15 protein-coding genes are annotated in these 20631 nt (G+C 63.8%); 4 read left to right on the forward strand and 11 right to left on the reverse strand.

Annotated features, from left to right (window positions below):
- Positions 1–71: 71 nt before the first annotated feature.
- The 11 genes from SGN16_RS28670 to tagH form a co-directional block, all read right to left on the reverse strand.
- Positions 72–1814 carry an SUMF1/EgtB/PvdO family nonheme iron enzyme gene (locus SGN16_RS28670; RefSeq protein ID WP_210642036.1) on the reverse strand — a complete coding sequence of 581 codons (1743 nt, stop codon included), beginning with the start codon at positions 1812–1814 and terminating at the stop codon, positions 72–74.
- On the reverse strand, positions 1792–2988 hold the full coding sequence (locus tag SGN16_RS28675) for an FtsX-like permease family protein (RefSeq protein WP_335944555.1): 1197 nt from the start codon (positions 2986–2988) through the stop codon (positions 1792–1794). Before SGN16_RS28675 ends, SGN16_RS28670 begins: the two co-directional genes overlap by 23 nt.
- A complete protein-coding gene (locus tag SGN16_RS28680; protein ID WP_335944556.1) occupies positions 2988–3704 on the reverse strand; it encodes an ABC transporter ATP-binding protein in 717 nt (238 codons plus the stop codon). The genes SGN16_RS28675 and SGN16_RS28680 overlap by 1 nt, the downstream gene beginning before the upstream one ends.
- The gene (locus SGN16_RS28685; protein WP_335944557.1) at positions 3704–6799 is read right to left on the reverse strand and encodes a serine/threonine-protein kinase; all 3096 of its coding nucleotides are present in this window, start codon (positions 6797–6799) and stop codon (positions 3704–3706) included. The genes SGN16_RS28680 and SGN16_RS28685 overlap by 1 nt, the downstream gene beginning before the upstream one ends.
- Positions 6796–7527 carry a protein phosphatase 2C domain-containing protein gene (locus SGN16_RS28690; protein WP_210642039.1) on the reverse strand — a complete coding sequence of 244 codons (732 nt, stop codon included), beginning with the start codon at positions 7525–7527 and terminating at the stop codon, positions 6796–6798. Before SGN16_RS28690 ends, SGN16_RS28685 begins: the two co-directional genes overlap by 4 nt.
- Positions 7528–8181: a type VI secretion system-associated protein TagF gene (gene tagF, locus SGN16_RS28695; RefSeq protein ID WP_335944558.1), complete on the reverse strand. Its 654-nt coding sequence runs from the start codon at positions 8179–8181 to the stop codon at positions 7528–7530. It lies immediately after the preceding gene.
- Positions 8178–11678, reverse strand: coding sequence for a type VI secretion system membrane subunit TssM (gene tssM, locus SGN16_RS28700; protein WP_335944559.1), 3501 nt, complete (start codon positions 11676–11678; stop codon positions 8178–8180). Before tssM ends, tagF begins: the two co-directional genes overlap by 4 nt.
- Positions 11675–12985, reverse strand: a complete 1311-nt coding sequence (locus tag SGN16_RS28705) for a DotU family type VI secretion system protein (protein ID WP_335944560.1) — start codon at positions 12983–12985, stop codon at positions 11675–11677. The genes tssM and SGN16_RS28705 overlap by 4 nt, the downstream gene beginning before the upstream one ends.
- 6 nt (positions 12986–12991) lie before the next feature.
- Complete coding sequence (gene tssK, locus SGN16_RS28710; RefSeq protein WP_335944561.1) at positions 12992–14326, reverse strand: type VI secretion system baseplate subunit TssK; 1335 nt, start codon at positions 14324–14326, stop codon at positions 12992–12994.
- Positions 14327–14341: 15 nt separating this feature from the next.
- On the reverse strand, positions 14342–14848 hold the full coding sequence (tssJ, locus tag SGN16_RS28715) for a type VI secretion system lipoprotein TssJ (RefSeq protein WP_210642044.1): 507 nt from the start codon (positions 14846–14848) through the stop codon (positions 14342–14344).
- A 68-nt stretch (positions 14849–14916) separates the two neighbouring features.
- Positions 14917–16365, reverse strand: a complete 1449-nt coding sequence (tagH, locus tag SGN16_RS28720; RefSeq protein ID WP_335944562.1) for a type VI secretion system-associated FHA domain protein TagH — start codon at positions 16363–16365, stop codon at positions 14917–14919.
- A gap of 415 nt (positions 16366–16780) precedes the next feature.
- On the opposite strand from tagH, the gene tssA reads away from it, so the two are divergent.
- From tssA to SGN16_RS28740, 4 genes are all read left to right on the forward strand, one after another.
- The gene (gene tssA, locus SGN16_RS28725; protein WP_210642046.1) at positions 16781–17818 is read left to right on the forward strand and encodes a type VI secretion system protein TssA; all 1038 of its coding nucleotides are present in this window, start codon (positions 16781–16783) and stop codon (positions 17816–17818) included.
- A gap of 81 nt (positions 17819–17899) precedes the next feature.
- A complete protein-coding gene (gene tssB / locus SGN16_RS28730; RefSeq protein ID WP_003177230.1) occupies positions 17900–18406 on the forward strand; it encodes a type VI secretion system contractile sheath small subunit in 507 nt (168 codons plus the stop codon).
- Position 18407: 1 nt separating this feature from the next.
- A complete protein-coding gene (tssC, locus tag SGN16_RS28735) occupies positions 18408–19904 on the forward strand; it encodes a type VI secretion system contractile sheath large subunit (RefSeq protein ID WP_072407496.1) in 1497 nt (498 codons plus the stop codon).
- A gap of 221 nt (positions 19905–20125) precedes the next feature.
- Entirely contained in the window at positions 20126–20614 is a 489-nt protein-coding gene (locus SGN16_RS28740) for a type VI secretion system tube protein Hcp (protein ID WP_003206927.1), read from the forward strand.
- Positions 20615–20631 lie beyond the last annotated feature (17 nt).

The raw sequence follows: 20631 nt of genomic DNA on the forward strand, positions 1-20631 counted from the left end.
TTAAGTTTTGACCAGCTCAGCGCAGCCCCATTGCCGCCTGAGTCCCTTCCAAGCTCGCTGACAACGAACACTCAAGACCGCTGAGCGTTCGATGCGAGCAATTCCTTCAATATCGCCGCCGGGTCGGCGCGTTTTTGCTGACGATAGTCCCCGACGTGACGAACGAATAACGTTGCGCGCGCCACCAGGCTCTTGCCCAGTACCGGCTTGCGCTCCAACTCTTCCTTGATGCGTTGAAACTGCGCCTGGATCACGGCATCGGTGTAGCGCGTGCCGGTGGCCAGGTTGTCGATGTAGATCGCCACCGCCCCATCCAGCGCACTGCGACCGTTGTCGATGGCCGTGGCAAACAGCTGGGCGCTGGCCTCGTCCTTGGCGTCCAGGGCGACTTGCCGACTGTTCTGCAGATTGGTCAGGCGAATGTTGTAGTTGTTGACGGTCTCAGCCACCAGGGCCGACGACTGAATCAGGTTGCCCGCCGCTTCCTCGCGCTGCTGGGCGATGAGCGAGACGTTGCGCTTGAGCTCTTCGTTGACCAGCCCCAGTTCGGCTTGCAGGCGCGGGTCGACGCTGGCGGCGATAATGCTGTCCAGGCGTTTGGTCGGGTCTTCGGCGTCATCGATAGCATCGGTCAGCGAAGCCAGTCGGCCTTCTTTCTGCCACTGGGCAAACAGTTCCTTGTAGCGCGAACGCGGCGCCGACAACGCCCCGACGGCCACGCGAAAACCGGTGGTTTCGTTGCTTTGCTCAGTGCCATCGGCGGCGAACAGCGGGTATTCGCGGCGCATGCCGGTGAACAACGTGCCCTCGCCTTCCAAGTAGTTGCCGCCCTTGACCACGAAACCGCCATAAGCGCCCTGGCGGCGGCCGGCGTGCACCAATTGGAAGGACTCCTGGACCATCTCGGCGGCGTTGCCAACCACGTCGAACAGGCCGATAGGGTTCGGCAATTTGGTGCCGATGGGCATCAGCCGCGCCGCCTGGCCGGTGCCGCCGGCAACTTGGTTGAACACCGCCCAATCGGCCAGCGGTCCGTCGCTTTCACTGCCTTCCAGGCGCCGGGGAAACAGGCGCCCTTCCAGATCCTGACGGCTCACGGCCTGCCCGCCTCGGGCGGCGAACTCCCACTCCACTTCCGTCGGCAAGCGCACAAAACCAAGCCCGCCGTCTTCAGCAGAGGTGCCGCGACCGCTCACCGGCAGCAGGTCCTTGTGGTACTTCATCAGCCAGGCGCTGTACACCGCCGAGAAACGCTCGGCCTCGAACTTCGACAGTTTCACTTTGGGCAAACGCCCGGCCACGCCCTGAGGCAAATCGGCTTGCAGGGCTTCACAGGCCGGCGCCGCTTCGCCGCTGGCCAGCGATTGCGCCTGGGCCATGACTTGGGCGTATTGGCGCGCGGTGACTTCGTACTTGCCGATGAAGTACAGCATCGGCTTGAGCGGCGTCTTGGCGTCGGTCTTGGGCATCAACGGCGTGATGGTTTTGTTCCAGTCCTTGGGCAGGTCCTTGAGGGTGAACTGGCCGTTGATGAAGTCACGCCGGTAGCCGGAAATGAACGATTGCTGGTAACCGGCCTCGCCTTCGCTGAACGGATAACCGAGGCTGATCTCACGGTCGTCCAGGGTGCCCTGGGCGAGGATGTAGACGTAGCGGAACACCATCTGCCCTTCGCATGGCAGCGGCAGGCTGACGTCGTCGGGTAACGGCTTGGGATTGTCCAGCTTGTCCGTGCCTTCATCAGCCCATGTCAGGCTGGCCAGGCTCAGCGCCACGGCGGCGCCCAATAACTTATACATCGCGAATTCCTTCACACGCCTGGATGCGCGCCACCCGCCAGCCGCCACACGCCGCTGCCACGGCGCTGACGCCGAGCACGGCCAGCAGGGCCAAGGTGTAATGACGCACCAGCAGATGGCTGGCGTACTCGCCCGGCATCTGCGCAAATAAATGGTTCAGGCCCGACTGCGCCAGGCCATACAGCCCGACACTCAGCAGAGCCGCAAAGGTGGCGCTGTAGAGCGCCTGCAACACAACGAACAACAGAAGCGCCGCGGTGGAAACCCCCAGCAGGCGCAACACCGACAGCTCCCGGCGCTTACGCTCGACCGCCGCCAGGGCACCGGCAAAAATCGCTGCGAAGGCCCCGACCAACGCCAACCCGGCGATGATCCAGAAGACGATCGACAGGTTGCGGCTCAACGATTGCACTTGGGCGATGGTCTGGGCCTGAGTCGATACCAACAGGTTCTGCCCAGCGAAATACTGGCGCAGCGGCTCGACGTCGGCGAGGCGGCGTGCGTACAGGCGAAACGCTGGATACACCCGCTGCCCGCTCACGCCCACCGCGTCACCCGGCCAGCCGAACGCGGGCACGGCACGTCCGTCGCGGTAATCCTCGGCCGCCTCCAGCAACGCCAGCGGCGCGAATAAACCATCGCGGGCAAAGGCTTCCAACGGCAGCACGTGCAACACCTGCACCCGCGTGCGCTGCGCCTCGCTGCGCCCGGCCACCTGCCGACCAAAACTGGCCTGCAACCAATCACCGGGCTTGGCGCCGAGCTTTTCAGCGGCAGTCTGGCTGAGCACCACTTGATCCAAACCCTGAGGCACCGGCAGGTGATCGAACAACGGATCGTTGGCCGCGGTGGGAATCATCTCGACCGTGACGAGCGACGCATCGCTGCTCAGTTCCGCCGTGGCGGCGATCTGTCGGGTGCGCGGCAAGGCAAAAGCAACGTCGCCGCGCTGGCTCAATTGCTCGACGAACTCGGCACTGAAGCGACCGCCGCCCAAGGGGATGATTTCCCGGGTGGCTGGGTCGTTCTGCAGGCGTTCGGTGAGGCTGCTGACCAGGCCGAATTTCAGGCCAAACAACACCAGCAATGGCGCCACCACGGCAACCAGGGCCAGCACCGAACAGGCCGACAGCCAGGCATCGTTGCGGTAATCCTGCCAGGCCAGGGAAGCCACCAGCGCGCCGCGCATCAGCAAGCCTCCCCGAGGGTGGCGGTGACGCCGCCATCGACATCGCGGCGGCAACTGATCCGGCGCACCTGCAAACCGCTGGCGCGGGCCAGCGCCTCGTCATGGGTGGCGACCACACAGCACACACCGTGTTCGCGGGCCTGGGCCACCAGCAACTGCATGACGCGCTCGGCGTTCAGCGGGTCGAGGGCAGCCGTCGGCTCATCGGCCAGCAACAGCCGCGGAGCATGGGCCAGCGCCCGGGCACAGCTGACCCGCTGGCGTTGGCCGACGGATAAATCCGCCGGTCTCTTGTCCAGTTGATCGGCAATATCCAATTGCCTAGCCAGGCGCATCACGCTGCCGTCATCCTTCAAACCCAACAGTTTTCGCGACAACTCGATGTTGCCGCGCACGTCCAGGAAACCCAACAGGCCGCCGGTTTGCAGAACATAGCCCAGGTGGCGACTGCGCAGCTCGGCCAAGGTGCCCTGTTGCGACGCACGCCACAATTTGGCGATGTCCAGCGGCGCGTTGGCAGGGCTGAAGTCGAACCGCCCGGCCTGATCCGGCGCCAGCACCAGCGCCAGCAGATCCAGCAAGGTGCTCTTGCCACAACCACTGGGCCCAACCACTGCCAGTTGTTCACCGCCGCGCAATTGCAGCCGTGGAATCACCAGGCTGTAGCGCTGGCTGCCGGCGCCCCGGCTTTTGTGCACTGCGCTCATGTCCAGCATCACGGCAGCGTCGACAACGGCACGCGGTACAAGGCGTCACCCGGCTCGGCATCGCCGAAACGCACCCAGTTCGCCAAGTCGTTGTGGAAGGTCTCGTAGAGGCGGATTTTCGAATCCAGCTCGTCGATGAAGTCTTCCTGCTCGGCCACGCTCAAGGACAGCCATAAATCCTGGGTCATGTTCAACGACTTGCTGCGGTACGGCAGCCCTTCGAGGTACTCGCCGAGGATCCCGCCATCGGCCAGGTTGCCGCCCTTGCGCAAGGCCGATGGGTCGCGGCTCATGTAGGCGCTGGCACTGGCGATTTCCTGGAAGAAATCCTTGGGCGAACTCTGGGTCTTGCGGGCCGCGTCGACGATCAGCTTGAGCGATTGCTGCAAGTCGTTGAGTTGCAGCTTGGTCAGCATCACACAGACCTGGAACGCCGGCAGCGCCGGGTTGGTCAGGTCGCGGTCGGCAGTCCAGGCGCTGACCAGTTGCGGGGCCTGGCTGGCGGATTTGCGCCCCAAAAAGTCCATGTGCATCGCGTAGCCGACTGCCGCCGATTTGTCGGCCAGGCTCGGCGCGGCGCTCAGCAGCGGCACGGCTTGCGGCTTGTTGCTGCGCACCTGATGCACCAGGCCGGCGAACACCGAGCCGATCTCGTCCACCCGCTCGCCGAACTTGCGTACATCGGCGCCCGGCACCGGAATGTACAGGTCACCAATCTGTGGGTTGGCGTCGGCGGTCAGGGTGCGGTACTGGCTCTGGGCGCCGGCGTGGGTTTTCTTGCCGGCGTCGCTGAGCAAGTGCAGAGCGTAGATCTTGATCTGCTTGCCCAGCGCCGCCTGGCGCACTTCGGCCTCGTTCATTTGCGTGGCGGCAAACGGGTCGTTCTTGCGCAGGGCACCGGCGTCGGTGACCAACAGGATCAAGCGCCCGCCGTAACCGGACCAGTCCATGCCTTCGACAGCTTCCATGACCCCGGCAAACGCATCTTCGTTGAACGAATGGCTCGACACCGTGGACGCCTTGACCTGCCGCGCCAACTCCATGAAGCGTTGCGGGTCGCGGCCCTGTTCCAGGGTGATCAAGGTCTTGGCGACGTATTCCAGGCCCGGGGTTTTCTTGATGCTGCTGCGAAAACCCACCATGCCGAAGCTGACGCTGTCCAGCTCGCCACGCTCGGCGATGCGGGTTTGCAGTTCGTGGACCACGTCGCGGACCTGGTCGATGTAGGGCTGCATCGACACGGTGGTGTCCACCACCAGCACCACGGCGGTACGGAATGCGTCGGCGTTGGCGGTGGTGATGGGCGTATTGGGCGTCGCCCTGGGCGTGTTGCCCGGGTCGATGGACGCCACGTTCAGCAACTGCACCGGCTGGCCGTTCTCATCCAGGCTCTCGCGGGAATCGAAGATCGGCAACAGGTAGAACTGGCTCTGCGGCACGGCGCTGGCAGCCGGTTCCAGGGCCAGCACTTGCTGGTCTTCTTGCGGGCTTTGCTGGGCCTTGAGCAGCACGTTCTTGGCCGCCGAAGGGTTAGCCAGCAGCTTTTCCACTTCGCCGGGCTGACGCAGGAACATCACCGGCGCCCGGCCGGAACGTTCGGTGAACTTGAGCACCAGGCTTTGCTTCCAGTCGCTGACCTGGGCGGCGGGCAGCCAGCCGTCGCTGCGCCCATCGGTGGCGGCGCCGACGCGCACCCACGCGCTGCCGTCGACGTCCTTGCGCTGATACACGTACAGCACGGAAAACGCCGGCAGCGCCTTGCCCGGCGCGGCACCCGGTGCATCGGCGAGCTTCGCCCCCGGTTTGCTGAGCACGCGCTGGAACAGGGTTTTCTTGCCGGCCATCAACAGCGGACGCTGGCCGCCGTCAGCTTCGGTCGCCACGGGTGGCTGAGCGGGAGGGGCAACAGGAGGCTTGACCGCTGGCACTTCGGGGGCCTTCGGCGGGGACACCTCGGGAGGCTTGGCCGACGTCGTCGTGGCAACCGGCGTTTTCACCGCTTTGCCATCGTCACCGGACAACCACCAATAACCGGCACCACCTAAGGCCAGCGCCACGGCAACCGCGACAGCGGCGAGGGCGAACACCGGCCCCTTGCGCTGTTCCGACACCGAGGACTGAGGCGTCGGTTTTGCGGGCGGCGGAACGGGCTTGGGCTGCGATTGTGGCTGCGGTTGTGAGTAAGCCGGGCCGCTGGGAATGTCGATGGACATGGGCGTCAAACCCGCCAAGTCATCAACCGGCTTGGGCGTTTCCGGCAGTTGCAACGACAACGGCCGGATCAGCGTCGCTTCCGATTCCTGAGGCAGGTTATCCAGCGCCCGCAGCAACGCCGCCGCATCCGGGAAACGCTCCGCCGGATCCTTGGCCAACAGCTTGCGCAGCACATCCTGGTAACGGCCATGGTGCACCGGCAATTCCGGCAACGGTTCAGTCAGGTGCGCCAGGGCCGTGGACAGCGCATCGTTACCGGTATACGGCAGTTTGCCGACGAGGATTTCATAGAGCACCACGCCCAGGGCATACAGGTCGGCGCGGCCATCGATGTCCTGCCCGCGGGCCTGTTCCGGGCTCATGTAGCTGGGCGTGCCGACGGCGAAGCCGGCCTGGGTGAATTGGGTGCGGTCGTCCAGGGACTTGGCGATGCCAAAGTCCGAGAGCACCGCCGTGCCGTCGGCACGGAACAGAATGTTCGCTGGCTTGACGTCACGGTGGACCAGGCCCAGACCGTGGGCATAACCCAGGGCCGAAGCGATCTGGCGGATGTAGGTCAGGCCCTGCTCTGGCGTCAGGCCCGCCGCGATGCGTTCCTTGAGCGTGCCGTTGGGCAGGTACTCCATCGCCATGTAATACAGCTCACCGACGTTGCCGATGTCATGGATGGTCACGGTGTGCGGGTGCGACAGGCGCGCCAGGGTCTTGCCTTCGCGCAGGAAGCGCTCGCAGAAGGTCGGGTCAGCCGCCAGCGCAGCGGCCATGACTTTCAACGCGACCTTGCGTTCCAGCGAGCGCTGGGTCGCCAGGTACACACTGGCCATCGCACCTTCACCGATCGGCCCTTCGATGTCGTAGCCGGGGATGACAATGTTCAGGGTCAAGCTCATGACGGCACCTTCACGACAACCACGGTGATGTTGTCTGGGGCACCGCGCATCAGGCCCAGGGACACCAGGCTGCTGGCGATTTCGCCGGGCTCGTCGTGGCTCAACACTTCGCGGATTTCATCGTCCTCGACGGTCTTGGTCAGCCCGTCGCTGCACAGCAAGTAGCTGTCGCCGGGGACCAACAACAACTCGGCCATCGCCAGGTTCAGTTGCGCCTCGACGCCAATGGCCCGGGTGACGATGTTGGCCCGTGGATGCACCCGCGCCTCGGCTTCGCTGAGCAGGCCACTGTCTTGCAGGTCCTGGACGTAGCTGTGATCGCGAGAGACGCCTTCGAGCACGCCATCGCGCAGGCGATACAAGCGACTGTCGCCGGCCCACAGGCACATGCCACGCAGGTCGCGGGTAGCCAGTACCACCACGGTGCTGCCCATCATGGTCACGCCACGGTTGGCGGTTTCCTCACGCACAGCGGCGTTGACCCGCAACAGGTCGCTTTGCAGCGCCGCGACGTATTCGTCCAGCGAGCGGCCCACGGCAATGTTGCGCAGGCTGTCGACGATCAGGCTGCTGACATAGTCGCCCGCCGCGTGCCCGCCCATGCCATCGGCGACCACCCACAAGCCGTTTTCCGGCAGGTCCAGGCAGGCGTCTTCGTTGACCTGGCGGACCATGCCGACGTGGCTCTTGCTTGCAGACTTGAATGCTTTTCCGGCACTTGGACGCATCTACACAACACCCTCTTGGCCGAGCAAAAATTGCGCAAAATCGGCGGCGGCCGGTAGGCCGTGGCACCGCATCAAACCGGGCGCGATGCGCTCCGAACCCTGGCCCCACCACAGGCTGACGCCTTCGCAAGCCGACTCAGCCAGGGCACTCATTCGCCGCTGCGGGTCAGTGGCATCGAAGTGGTGCAGGCTGGCAAACCGGCTGCTGGGGGTGCGCGGCAGGTACATCGGGCTCCCCAGGTTTTCCAGTTCTGCGCCGAAGGCTTCGAAACTGCCCTCCACGTTCAACGTGCTCAGCAACAGGTTCTCCACCCGTTCGAACCAGTCGTCCGCACCGCCCACCACCGATGCCGGGTCCGCGTCGGGCTCCAGCAGCACCGCGACGGTCAGCGGAAAATAGCGGCCGACCCGGTCGATACTTGGCATCACCACGCCGACGGCGGCGTCCGGCCCACACACCCCGGGCGCCACCATGAAGCGCCACAGCGGGCTGACCAGGTAGGCATCCAGCCAACGCTCGCCGAGACTGGCCTGGCTGGCGAGCAGACCCGCCGCCAGCCACGAGTCCCACGGGCTGATAAAGCTCTGCGGCAAACCACGGCTGACGAAGTCGCCGCGGCTGGCCAGCTTTCCGTAGAAGCCCGGCGTACTCATAGCCGCTCCGGCAGGCTGAAGCCGCTGAGCACCCGGCTCTTGAACGGGTTGAAGGCGCTGTTGGCGCGCAACTCGTAAGAGGCGCTGGCGCCATCGACCCGCAGCCGCAGGTTGAAGCGATCCGGCGAGTTGCCGGCGGTCAGGTCCGATTGCTCCAGCAGTCGGAACCAGGCCCATGGCCCGTCCAGGGTGATGCCGGAACGACCGCTGGAGGAAGGCGGCATGATCGAGATCCGCACCACGCCAATACTGCCCGGGTTAGGCCATTGCATGGCGGTCGGACGGCTCGGGCCGTGGTCGTAGCTCAACTGCTGGCCGTCGAGGTCGAGCAGAAATTGGGTGATGGTCGAGTCCATCGCCACCGGTTTGAGCTCGAAACGCACCATCGGCTGGGTGCCGCCGGAACGGAAGAACGCATCGCGGATGGTCGCCGCCCGCTGGAAGGTCTGCAGCACGCCAGGGGCGATGCCAAGCTTCTGCGCCGCGCCCGGCTGCCAGCGCCAGGTCGGAGTCGAGGTGTCGACGTAGGGTTGCAGGTACTTGCGGAAGTAATTGTCCATGACCCCGCCAACCCCGAAGAACTGACCAAAGTCATCCAGGGTCGCGTCCCGCGCACTGCCCGGCGACATCGGGTAACGCCCAGCCAGAGACTGGCGGTAGATGTTCACCACTTCGCTGGTCCAGGCGGCGTTCAGTTGGTTGCGTACCCCACCCATCATGCTGTTGGTGGTGGAGTTGACCACCGACTTGACCAGGCCCTGCACCAGCGGCGGTTGACGTTCAGCGTTGAGGCTGACGCGGGTGGCCGCGGCCGCTGCCTGGTTCTTGGCTTCACCGAGCAAGGCATCGCCGCTGGCACCGACCATGGCACTGACCTGCACGTACAAGGCGTTCATGTCGGCCAGCAGGCCGTCGATGGCCGCCGGTTCGCCTTCTTGCTTACTGACGATGCTGTTGAGCTCGGCGAAGTGCGTGGTGATCGGATCATCGCTGGTCGCCGGTGCGTTTGAGCTCGCCTGCTCCTGGCCGAGCAAACTGCCCAGGCGCTCCTTGAGCTTGTCCACGCCACCCTCCACCGGCGCGCCTTGGGCGGCCAGCAGGCGTTCATCCTGTTGCAGGTCGGTTTCCTTCGCCACGGCCACCAGCAGCTTCTTCAACGGCGAGCTCGGGCCGGAAAGCACCCGCAGCACATCGGCGGCCTGGGCCACGCTGGTGATCGGCACGAAGTCGATATCCGCCAGCAAGGCGTCCCATTGGCGCTGATAGTCCTGGAAGTACAGGCGACGTACATCGGCGGCCAGGCTGGCGACGTTCTGCTGATCGGCCTGTTCGTGACCCAGTACCCACTGCTCTTCGGCCAGGGTGCCGGTCTGGCTCAGACTGGTGAGCAGGAAGCCCTGACGGTAGCCCTTGACGGTGAAGAAGCCGCTCAATGGCTCGCCCAACGGCTTGCCGCTCTTGCGGCTGAACACCAGTGCCGCGTCACGCCCGGCGGCTTCGTTGATGCGGAAGTCCGGGATGCCTTCGGGCAGCTTCTGGCGCTTGATCCGGTCGTAGACGCGCTGGGCCACGGGCAATTGCTGCAACTGCCGGCGCAGGTCTTCGACCAGGCGCGGGTCGAGACGCGCCAGCGGCGGACGCCGCTCGAACAGCGCCTGCAAATGCGCGGTCAGGGCCTGGCGCTGCTCGGCCGGCAAGTCTCGCGGCAGGCTGCGGTCCCAATCCAGGGCGATCCAGGCCTTGATGAAGTCGGCATCGTAATGCTCGGTGTCAGCGAGCATCAGGTAGGCCTTCAAGCCTTCGTAGAGGAAATCCGAATTACCGCCACTGTGCAGTTGCTCTTCGATGCGCGTCAGCAGCCGCGGGGCGAACACCGCAATCAACAACTTGCGATAGACGCTGCCGGATTCGGCTTCGAGCATGTCGCCCTGGTACAGGCCCAGGCCTTCGGCCCAATCGGGCGCATCGTCGGCCAGGTGTTTCACGGCGTTGAGCAATGGCAACACCGCCAGTACGTCGCGCTGGGCCGGGCTGAGGTTTTGCACGGTCTGGCCCAACGGCGCGACCTTCTGGTCGACCTGAGTGATGTAGGCCTGGTTGGCGCGGTAGCTGACCCACCACAACGTGCTGACCACCAACACCAGCACCACGGTGGAGGCCAGTACGCCGCGGGCGATCCATTTGCGCCGACGCTCGACCTTCGGATCGACGCCCACCAGCCCGCGCTCGGCGAAAGCCACGGCGGTGAAGAGTTTTTCGATGAAGTAACTGCGCCCGGTGCCGGTCTGGCGCGCCAGGTGCTGACGGTCCAGGTTCATGCTCTGGGCCATGGAACCGATCAGGCGATCGATCGGGCTGCCTTCCTGGGTGCCGCTGGTGAAATACACCCCGCGCAGCAACACGCGCTCTTCGAAGGCGTTGGGTTTGAACACGCCTTCGAGAAAGCTTTGCAGGCAATCTTTCAAGGCGCCGAACTGCTGCGGGAAGCCATAGATCAGATCGCGCCGCGCCGGGTCGCGCTCTTGCTGCAAGCGCTCGACCAAGCGGTCGTTGAGGCGCTGCTCCAGGCCGGTGAATTCGCTTTGCAGGTGCGCCAGCGGGCTGTCGTTGCCCTTGCCATCGTCCAAGGCGAAGGTCATGCCCCAGACCTGGGCGCGCTCTTCCTTGCTCAGGGTATCGAAATACTCCATGAACCCGGGCACCAGGTCGAGCTTGGTGAGCATCAGGTAGATCGGGAAGCGCACGCCCAATTGGGTGTACAGCTCCTGGATCCGCAAGCGGATCGCCGCGGCATGGGCGGCGCGCTCGGCGTCGCTGCCCAGCAGCAGGTCGGACAGGCTGATGGCGATGAAGGCGCCGTCAATCGGACGCCGGGCCCGTTGTTTTTTCAGCAGGCCAAGGAAGCCCAGCCACGCAGCCTTGTCGACGGTCGCGTCACTGTCCTGGGTGGTGTAGCGGCCAGCGGTGTCGAGCAGGACAGCCTGGTCGGTGAACCACCAATCGCAATTGCGCGTGCCCCCCACGCCACGTACCGCACCGGCGCCCAGTTGCGCGGCCAGTGGGAAATGCAGCCCGGAATTCACCAGCGCAGTGGTCTTGCCCGAACCCGGCGGGCCGATGATCACGTACCACGGCAACTCGTAGAGGTTGCGGCGCTCGTCACCGCCCAGCTTGGCTTTCTTGAGCAGCGCCAGGGCTTCGTCCATGCGCTGGCGCAGGGTTTCGAGCTCTTCGGCAGTGGCGATGCTGCTGGGGTCGGGCGGGGTTTGCGCGGCCAGGCTGCGCATCACTTCGGCGGCCTGACGGCGGGCCTGGATGATGCGGAATACCCGGTAGGCGATCCACACCGCGAACACCAGGATGATCAACGCCCAGCGCCGGCCTTCGGGCACCAGCCACTCCAGCAGCGGGCCGACGAACCAGATGATCAGGCTCAGGGCAATCAGCCCCAGCAACGGAATGACCCAGCGGGTCATAAAACTGAAAAACGCCTTCACTCGACCCCCTCCGCCAATACTGTGATTTCAACCCGACGATTGCGTGCACGCCCCTCTGGGGTGGCGTTGGAGGCAAGCGGCTCGGTGTCGCTGCGGCCTTCAGCGCTGAAGCGCTCGGGCTGGCCGGTCTTGGCCGAAAGAATCTCCAGCACCGACCGGGCCCGCGCCTCGGACAAGGCCCAGTTGGAGGGGAACCGGAGGGTGGCAATCGGCCGATTGTCGCTGTGGCCGGTCACCAGGACCTGGCCCTTGACCTTGCGCACCGCATCGGCGATGCGCAGCATCAACGGCTGGAAATCGTCCTTGATGCTGGCGCTGCCAGAGGCAAACAGCTCATCGCCACGGATGGTCACCACCGAGCGGTCAACGGCGTCCTCCACAGCAATCCGGCCGGCCCTGATCTCATCGGCGAGGAAACCGGCCAGGCGTGGTCGTTCGATCACTTTCGGCTGCGCCACGGGACGGTCGATGGTCTGCACCGGGATTTCACCCAGGAAATGAATGTTCTTGAACACCGGCTCGGCATCGGAAGCCAGCTTCATGCGCAGGCCGAACAGCAGCGCCAGCAGCAGCGCCGCGCCGATGGCCACGGCGATCCACGGCGGCATGAATTGGGCCAGTCGATCGCGGGCCACGGTGACACCGCGCCAGTGCGCCGACAGCTCACGCTCGTAGTCGCCACGGGCGCTGCGGATCACGCCCGCGGTGCGCTCACGCAAGGCTTCCAATTGGCTGCGACCGTCGTTCATCACCCGGTAGCGCCCCTCGAAACCCAGGCACATGCACAGGTACAACAGCTCCAGCAGATACAAGCGCTCACGCGGGCTTTGCAGGCAATGCTCCAGCAGCTGGAAGACCTTCTCACCGCCCCAGGCTTCGTTGTGCACGGTGATCAACAGGCTCTGCTTGCCCCAGTCGCTGGTGCCGCCCCACGGCGTGCTCAACACCGCCTCATCGAGGGCGGTGCACAAGGCGTAGCGAGCCAGCAACACCTCGTTGCGCACCACGCCGGCGGCCTCGGCGCGCTCTTCGAACTGGCGCAGGTAGGCCAGCAGTTGCGCGCGCAAGCTGGCTGGCGCCGGGTGAGCAATGGTGCTGCGCAGGCGCGTCAGCAGGGCCAACAACGGGCCGGCGGCGCTTTCCAAGGGGTTGAGGCCTTGGGCTTTGCCCGTCAGCACCGGCGCGGCCGGCATCGACAGTGGTGCCGGCGCAGGTGTCGGCTGTGGACGACCAGCGTCCGGGCGGAAGGGATCTCCACCACGGCCACCGGGCGTTGGCATGAACTGGGTACGATCGTCGTTACTCATCGCGGTTTATCCTCGGATCGCCCAGAAAGCCAGGTTCAGCCCCGGGAACTGGCCGGCGATGTGAAACGCAAAGCCGCCGGAGTTGCTCAGTTGTTGCCAGTGGTCGCTGCCCCGATCGAGTTCGTAGTAAGTCGAACCGGCGTGGTACGGCAGTTGCCGTGGCGCCACCGGCAACGGCAGCAGGCCGATGCCCGGCAGCTGCAGGTTGACCAGGTCGCGGATGTGTTCCACCGAACCGACCTTGCTCTGCTGGCCGAAGCGCCCGCGCAGGGTTTCGGCCGGCACATCGGCGCGCACCACCAGGATGAAACTGGCGCTGTCGAGCAGGGTTTTGTCGGCCAGCATCGCCACGTGGATGCCGTAGGCTTTCTCGACAATCGGGATCGGCGTGGCCTTGCTGTCGATCAGCATCGACAGGGCTTCACGCAGGGCCTGCATCACCGGCGCGTAGCTGAGCGCCAGGTCATCATGCTGGTATTGCGGGTATTCCTGCGGTCGCCGCCCGGAAGCGGTGAACGTGGAGAACTCGCCGGCCAGGCTCACCAACTCGCTGTAGAGACGCTCTGGGTGCAAGGGGCTCAACTGGCTCAGGTGCTGGATCAGCGGCTGGGCACGGTTGACCAGTTGCAGCAGCATGAAATCGGCGATCTCCGAAGCGCCACCGGCACCGGAAGCCACCACTCGCCCGGCCAAGGCTTCGCCGCGCTGATGAAGCAGGCCCAGCAGTTCGCTGCGAAACGCAGCCAGCGGTTTGGAGGCGGCCACATCCAGCAGCGGTGGGATGTAGCTGTCGTCGAGCACCAGAGCGCGGTCGGCACGTTTTTCCTTGATGCGCACCACACCGACAGCGGCGTAGTCACCGATGCCATCCTGTGCGGTCAACAGGCGCAGCGCCCGGGAACCCAGGGCCACCGGCGCGCGGTTTTCGAAGGGCGCGTTGTCGTCGCGCACTTCGCACACCTGGCTCACATAGCGTGCAGCGCCGAGGTCTTCGCCTTCATCCACGGTGTCACGGGCGCCGGCACGCTTGAGCGGCAAGGCCAGGTACACCAGGCCATCGCGCAGGTTGTCATCGACGTTCAGCGGTGTGGGCGCCAGGTCATCCTGGGGAATGTTGAACGGCGTGCCGTCCGGCAACAGGCCGCGCGCCGAGATGATCGCCAGCTTGCCCTGGGCCAGCAGGCCCTGGTCGATCAGCAATTCGGAAAAACCCCAGGCGCCGGCCGACAATGGGCGGCTGCGAGCGTCGATGAGGTTTTCCAGATAACGGTCGTGCTGTTGGAAGTGCTGCGTTCCAATGAACATGCCTTCCGACCAGACCACGCGATTGTTCCAGGACATGGGGGCTCCGATTGCTTATTGGGCAGGGCTGGATGGGGGGACGACGACGGCGCTGCGCACGGCGCGCACATCGAGGCTGATCTGGTATTCGGTGTATTCGCGCGCCGGGACGTTCATCACCGTGCGCCACAGCGACTGGTCCAGCTCGCGATAGCCCACCAATATGCCGATGTGCCGCGTGGCCGGGTCGAGGTCGCGTTGCAGGCTCAATTGCTGGCCGGGCTGGATCAGCACCTCGTCCTGATCGATCAGGTCGGCGCCCAGCGTTGCTTGGGCGCGTTCGGCCAGGGCGAAATAATCGGAACGGCCGAAGGTGGCAGCATTTTTCAATTCGAAAATGCGCACCCGGACTGGGGCCGGCTGGCCGGTGGCACCGGGGTTGAGCCCGGCAATGGCATGGAAATGCAGCTCGACGGCAGCGGTGTCGGCCTCAGCTTCTTCGGGCTGGGGTTTGGCCGCATCCTTGGCGCACGCCGTCAGCAGAAGCGCGGTGGCGACTGCGAGTAAAAACCTGGGAATCATCCTGCGTCCTCAATGACGTTTGAGCTATCCGTTGTTGGCTTATCAGTATTGTTATAGGACAGCGCCGCTCAACGGCGTCGCTGTCGTGTGCTGTGTTCTTCGTAGGCGCGACTGAATTCACGCCCGAACAAGTCTTGGAAATCCTCCTGGGCCTCCCGGGAAATATTGCTGTAGAGCTCGGTGAATTGCTGCCAGTACTGGGCCTGTCGCGAGCCGCTGAAAATCCCCGACAACCCACCGGGCTTGCCCATGCGCTCTTCCAGTTGTGCCGGCTCGAAGCGCGTCAGCAAATGCTTGATCGCCGCTTCCACGCCAGCCATCACCGCCAGTTGGTGAGCGCGCAGGTCATCGAAGCTGTCACGCACCGCCGCGTCCGGGGCCATGAACGCCTGATTGCCGTGACGCAGCAGCAACAGCAACGCTTCGTCGACATTAGGCGCGAATTTCAGTGGGTTGTTTTCCACCGGCTGGATCATCGTCTGCTGGATGCGGAACTCACCCTTGAGGCTGCTGCGCGCGCGCAAGACATCGATCAAGCCTTCGACCATCAACCGATAACTGCGCCCGATGCTTTCCATCTGCGCTTCGGCCTGGGCCTTGTCCAGGCGCAACTGATCGAGCCCGGCGCCGCGCAGGAAGGCCTGCAGCAGGTCGGGCTGCGCGGTGTCGACCGCAGTGGCCGGGGGTTCAGCACGGGTGACTGGCGCCTCACGCAATGGCGCGGGCTCCTTCGGCACACTGACCTCAGCGACCGGAATCGGGGGCACGGGAACCGGCACCGGCTCAATTACCGGGGGTGGTATTACCGGTGGCGGCGCAACGGAAACCGGGGTGACGGGCACCGATGCAGGTTTGTCACTGAACGGGTCCCAGTCGTCCGGGATCACCGAGGCAGACGCCGTTGCCACGGGCTCGATCACGGGCGGCGGACTTGGCCGAGGGATCGGCGTCGGCGGACGAAAATTGTGCTGCTCAGCTGGAACATGGTCCGGCTGGGTGGCCGGCGGAACGCTGGTCGGGGCCAGGAAATCGAACAGATCCGGCAGGGTGTCCATGGCCGACCCACCCTGGAAATGCGCCGGCGGGGCCGCTGGTATCGACGATGGCGTATTCACCGCGGCGCCCTGGCGCCCCATCAACGCTTCGAAGCTGCTGGGTGCTTCGGCGAACGGGTTGCTGTCGGTGACCGGCAGGTTGAAATCGACGCGCGCCTGGATTTCATAATCACCGATGCGGATAACTTCGCCATCCTGCAGCGGCTCGCTGTTGCCTTTGCGAAGGCGAATGCCAGCCTTAACCAATTCCACACCATTAGTACTGTTATCGGTTAAGTAATAGCGCCCGTCTTTGTATTGGATAACGCAATGTTTGCCCGAAACCAGGCGCTCAGGATCCGGCAATACCCAGTCATTATCGGAATTACGGCCAATTGCCATCACTCCCTGGTCCATGGACTTTTCAGAACACTGACCCGGGGTAATCTTGTGATAACTAGTGATAGTCAAACACAGCGGCATCTCGCCTCCTTGCTGAAATACTTGTCGTGTCGCCGCACGCAGGTGGTGGACAAGCCCACGCTCCGACGACTCGCTATCAAAACCCTGCCAGCACCGCTAAAACGGCTATTTGCCAGCATGATTGCTAATCTTAACCGGCTTGCGTGACAAAAAACCTGCATTGGTACCGGCTTCGACTTACGGGTCGCGCGGGCTGTTAAGCACCTCACAACTGTAACAAAGCCGAAATAGCTTACCTTGACAAGCGATAAGTACTACACCAAAAATGCACAACTTCTTGAATATACATGATGGCACTTTAAGATCATTGAGCATCTAAAGGGCCATTAGCTTCGAGGGACATGCGAAGTTTCATCCGAAACTTGTGTGTGAACTGCCCGACTTCTTCAAGCGGGTGATAGGGAGATCGATCCAAGTGGATGTGCCTTTGCTGCTCGCCGCCGTTTCCGCGACTTCGCCGTGCGGTGAAGATTTGGAATATGACGCGGATTTCTTGCGCCTGGAACGCGATTCCCGAGGCCAGCCCGAGCGCAGCATGGGCGACTCGATTCTGCCTGCCGAACCCCCTGAGTGGCGCAGCATCCAGCAGCAAAGCCTGGACCTGCTGCAACGCAGCAAAGACCTGCGCATCACCCATTACCTGCTGCAAAGCTCCCTGGCCCTGGAAGGCATCCCGGGCCTCGCCCGCTCGCTGACGTTGATCAGCGAATTGCTCAAGCAATACTGGGCCGAGCTGCACCCGCGCCTGGACGCCGACGACGACAACGACCCCACCGTGCGTATCAATGCCCTCGCCGGCCTGACGTCCGATGTCACTATTCGCCTGCTGCGCGAAAGCCTCCTGGCCCGTTCGCGGACCTTCGGTGCCGTCAGCCTGCGCGCCGCCGCCAACGCCAGCGGCCTGCAAAGTTTCCCGGATGAAAACCTCGGTGCCGAACAACTCGCCGGAGCCTTGCTCGACAGCGATCCCGAGCAGTTGGAAATCACCCGTGCCGCGCTGCTGGAAGCCCGCAGTGCCGCCGAAGCCATCGAGCAGCAAGTCAGCGACCAGGTCGGTTCCGCCCAGGGCGTGGACCTTGGCCCGCTGAAGCAACCGCTCAAGATGGCGTTGCAGATTCTCGGTCAGTTCGCCCCGCAGAGTGGCGACAGCGCCGTATCCGATCCCGTGAGCGACGACAGCGCAACGACAACGGAATATGCCAGCGCGCCAAGCACACCGCGCAACACCGGCACCAGTACCGTCAGCGGTGAAATCAACAACCGTGATGACGTGCTGCGCAGCCTGGACCGGATTCTCGCTTACTACACCCGTCACGAGCCCTCCAGCCCCCTGCCGGTGCTGTTGAACCGGGCCAAGAATCTGGTGCACGCCGACTTTGCGGCCATCGTGCGCAACCTGATTCCCGACGGCATGAGTCAATTTGAAAACCTGCGCGGCCCAGACAGCGAATAAAAAGCGAGCTGATCACGCAGTCACGTCATCGGTACCCCCGATGACGCCAACACCGTCGCTCAAGCGACCAGGAGCAGCAACGTGGCGAAGCAAAGTTCTCAGAAGTTCATCGCGCGCAACCGCGCGCCTCGAGTGCAGATCGAGTACGACGTCGAGCTCTACGGCGCCGAGAAAAAGGTCCAGTTGCCCTTCGTCATGGGGGTAATGGCCGACCTCGCCGGCAAGCCCGCCGAGCCTCTGGCACCGGTAGCCGATCGCAAGTTCCTCGAGATCGACGTCGACAATTTCGACTCGCGCCTCAAGGCCATGCAGCCGCGCGTGGCGTTCCATGTGCCCAACGAACTGACCGGCGAAGGCAACCTGAGCCTGGACCTGACCTTCGAAAGCATGGACGACTTCAGCCCGGCGGCCGTGGCCCGCAAGGTCGATTCGCTGAACAAATTGCTCGAAGCGCGCACCCAGTTGGCCAACCTGCTGACCTATATGGACGGCAAGACCGGCGCCGAAGAAATCATCATGAAGGCGATCAAGGACCCAGCGCTGTTGCAGGCCCTGGCGAGCGCGCCGAAGCCAGCACAGGATCAATGACATGACTGACAATACCGCCCGCGAAGGCGCTCAGAACCTGGGTGCCACCCAAGAAACCAGCGAGTTCGCGTCCCTGCTGCTGCAAGAATTCAAGCCCAAGACCGAGCGCGCCCGCGAAGCCGTCGAGACCGCCGTGCGGACCCTGGCCGAGCAGGCCCTGGCGCAGACTGACCTGGTGTCCAACGACGCCATCAAGTCGATCGAATCGATCATTGCCGCCATCGACGCCAAGCTCACCGCCCAGGTCAACCAGGTCATCCACCACCCCGACTTCCAGCAGCTGGAAAGCGCCTGGCGTGGCCTGCACTACCTGGTCAACAACACCGAGACCGATGAGCAGCTCAAGATCCGCGTGCTCAACATCTCCAAGACCGACCTGCACAAGACCCTGAAGAAATTCAAGGGCACTGCGTGGGACCAGAGCCCGATCTTCAAGAAGATGTACGAAGAAGAATACGGCCAGTTCGGCGGCGAGCCTTACGGCTGCCTGGTAGGCGACTACTACTTCGACCAGTCGCCACCGGATGTGGAACTGCTGGGCGAACTGTCGAAAGTTTGCGCGGCCATGCACTCGCCGTTCATCGCGGCGGCATCGCCGACTGTAATGGGCATGGGCTCGTGGCAGGAACTGTCGAACCCACGCGACCTGACCAAAATCTTCACCACCCCGGAATATGCCGGCTGGCGCTCGCTGCGTGAATCGGAAGACTCGCGCTACATCGGCCTGACCATGCCGCGCTTCCTGGCGCGCCTGCCATATGGCGCCAAGACCGACCCGGTGGAAGCCTTCGCCTTCGAAGAAAACACCGACGGCGCCGACAGCTCCAAGTACACCTGGGCCAACGCCGCCTACGCGATGGCGGTGAACATCAACCGTTCGTTCAAACACTTCGGCTGGTGCTCGCGCATTCGCGGCGTTGAGTCTGGCGGCGAAGTGGAAAACCTGCCGGCCCACACGTTCCCTACCGACGACGGTGGCGTGGACATGAAGTGCCCGACCGAAATCGCCATTTCGGACCGCCGTGAAGCGGAACTGGCAAAGAACGGTTTCATGCCGCTGCTGCACAAGAAAAACACCGACTTCGCCGCCTTCATCGGCGCCCAGTCGTTGCAGAAACCGGCCGAATACGACGACCCGGACGCCACCGCCAACGCCAACCTGGCCGCGCGCCTGCCGTACCTGTTCGCCACCTGCCGGTTCGCCCATTACCTCAAGTGCATCGTGCGCGACAAGATCGGTTCCTTCAAAGAGAAGGACGAGATGCAGCGCTGGTTGCAGGACTGGATCCTCAACTACGTCGACGGTGACCCGGCGCACTCCACCGAAACCACCAAGGCCCAGCACCCACTGGCAGCGGCCGAAGTGATCGTTGAAGAAGTCGAAGGCAACCCGGGGTACTACAACTCCAAGTTCTACCTGCGCCCGCACTATCAGCTCGAAGGGCTGACCGTGTCGCTGCGCCTGGTATCGAAACTGCCGTCGGCCAAGGGCGCATAACGGTTTACAGAACGGTGCAAGGCCCATGTGGGAGCGAGCTTGCTCGCGATGGCGGTGGATCAGTTGTCATGTGTCTGTCTGACATTCCGCTATCGCGAGCAAGCTCGCTCCCACAGGGAATCTTCAGTGAGTCGGAGATCATCGGGGCCGTTCGGCACACGTAATTTCGCAAGGTCAGCGTCAACCAAACAATGTGGTTAGAAACCACACAGGGAGAAAACATGGCTGTTGATATTTTCATCAAGATCGGCGACATCAAGGGCGAGTCCATGGACAAAGCCCACAAGGACGAGATCGATGTCCTGAACTGGAGCTGGGGCATGTCCCAGTCCGGCAACATGCACGTGGGCAGTGGCGGTGGTGCCGGCAAGGTCAACGTCCAGGACCTGTCGCTGACCAAGTACGTCGACAAGGCGTCGCCAAACCTGATGATGCACTGCGCAAGCGGCAAGCACATCGACAAGGTCAAGCTGACCGTGCGCAAGGCCGGCGGTGAAAGCCAGGTCGAGTACATGATCATCAACCTGGAAGAAGTGCTGGTCACTTCCCTGAGCACTGGCGGCTCGGGCGGCGATGATCGCCTGACCGAAAACGTCACCCTGAACTTCGCCAAGGTGCTGGTGGACTACCAGCCACAGAAAGCCGACGGCACCAAGGAAGGCGGTCCGGTCAAGTTCGGCTGGAACATCCGTCAGAACGTCAAGGTTTGATCGAACGCGCCCCCGGC

The sequence above is a fragment of the Pseudomonas sp. G166 genome, assembly GCF_037027455.2.
Classification (GTDB): Bacteria; Pseudomonadota; Gammaproteobacteria; order Pseudomonadales; family Pseudomonadaceae; genus Aquipseudomonas.

What these genes read in the sequence shown, in the direction of transcription:
- SGN16_RS28675 (WP_335944555.1), bottom strand. Translation starts at nt 2,988, where the DNA reads ATGCGCGGCGCGCTGGTGGCTTCCCTGGCCTGGCAGGATTACCGCAAC.
- SGN16_RS28705 (WP_335944560.1), bottom strand. Translation starts at nt 12,985, where the DNA reads ATGAGTAACGACGATCGTACCCAGTTCATGCCAACGCCCGGTGGCCGT.
- tssK (WP_335944561.1), bottom strand. Translation starts at nt 14,326, where the DNA reads ATGTCCTGGAACAATCGCGTGGTCTGGTCGGAAGGCATGTTCATTGGA.
- SGN16_RS28690 (WP_210642039.1), bottom strand. Translation starts at nt 7,527, where the DNA reads ATGCGTCCAAGTGCCGGAAAAGCATTCAAGTCTGCAAGCAAGAGCCAC.
- tssC (WP_072407496.1), top strand. Translation starts at nt 18,408, where the DNA reads ATGACTGACAATACCGCCCGCGAAGGCGCTCAGAACCTGGGTGCCACC.
- SGN16_RS28685 (WP_335944557.1), bottom strand. Translation starts at nt 6,799, where the DNA reads ATGAGCTTGACCCTGAACATTGTCATCCCCGGCTACGACATCGAAGGG.
- tssJ (WP_210642044.1), bottom strand. Translation starts at nt 14,848, where the DNA reads ATGATTCCCAGGTTTTTACTCGCAGTCGCCACCGCGCTTCTGCTGACG.
- SGN16_RS28740 (WP_003206927.1), top strand. Translation starts at nt 20,126, where the DNA reads ATGGCTGTTGATATTTTCATCAAGATCGGCGACATCAAGGGCGAGTCC.
- tagH (WP_335944562.1), bottom strand. Translation starts at nt 16,365, where the DNA reads ATGCCGCTGTGTTTGACTATCACTAGTTATCACAAGATTACCCCGGGT.
- SGN16_RS28680 (WP_335944556.1), bottom strand. Translation starts at nt 3,704, where the DNA reads ATGCTGGACATGAGCGCAGTGCACAAAAGCCGGGGCGCCGGCAGCCAG.
- tagF (WP_335944558.1), bottom strand. Translation starts at nt 8,181, where the DNA reads ATGAGTACGCCGGGCTTCTACGGAAAGCTGGCCAGCCGCGGCGACTTC.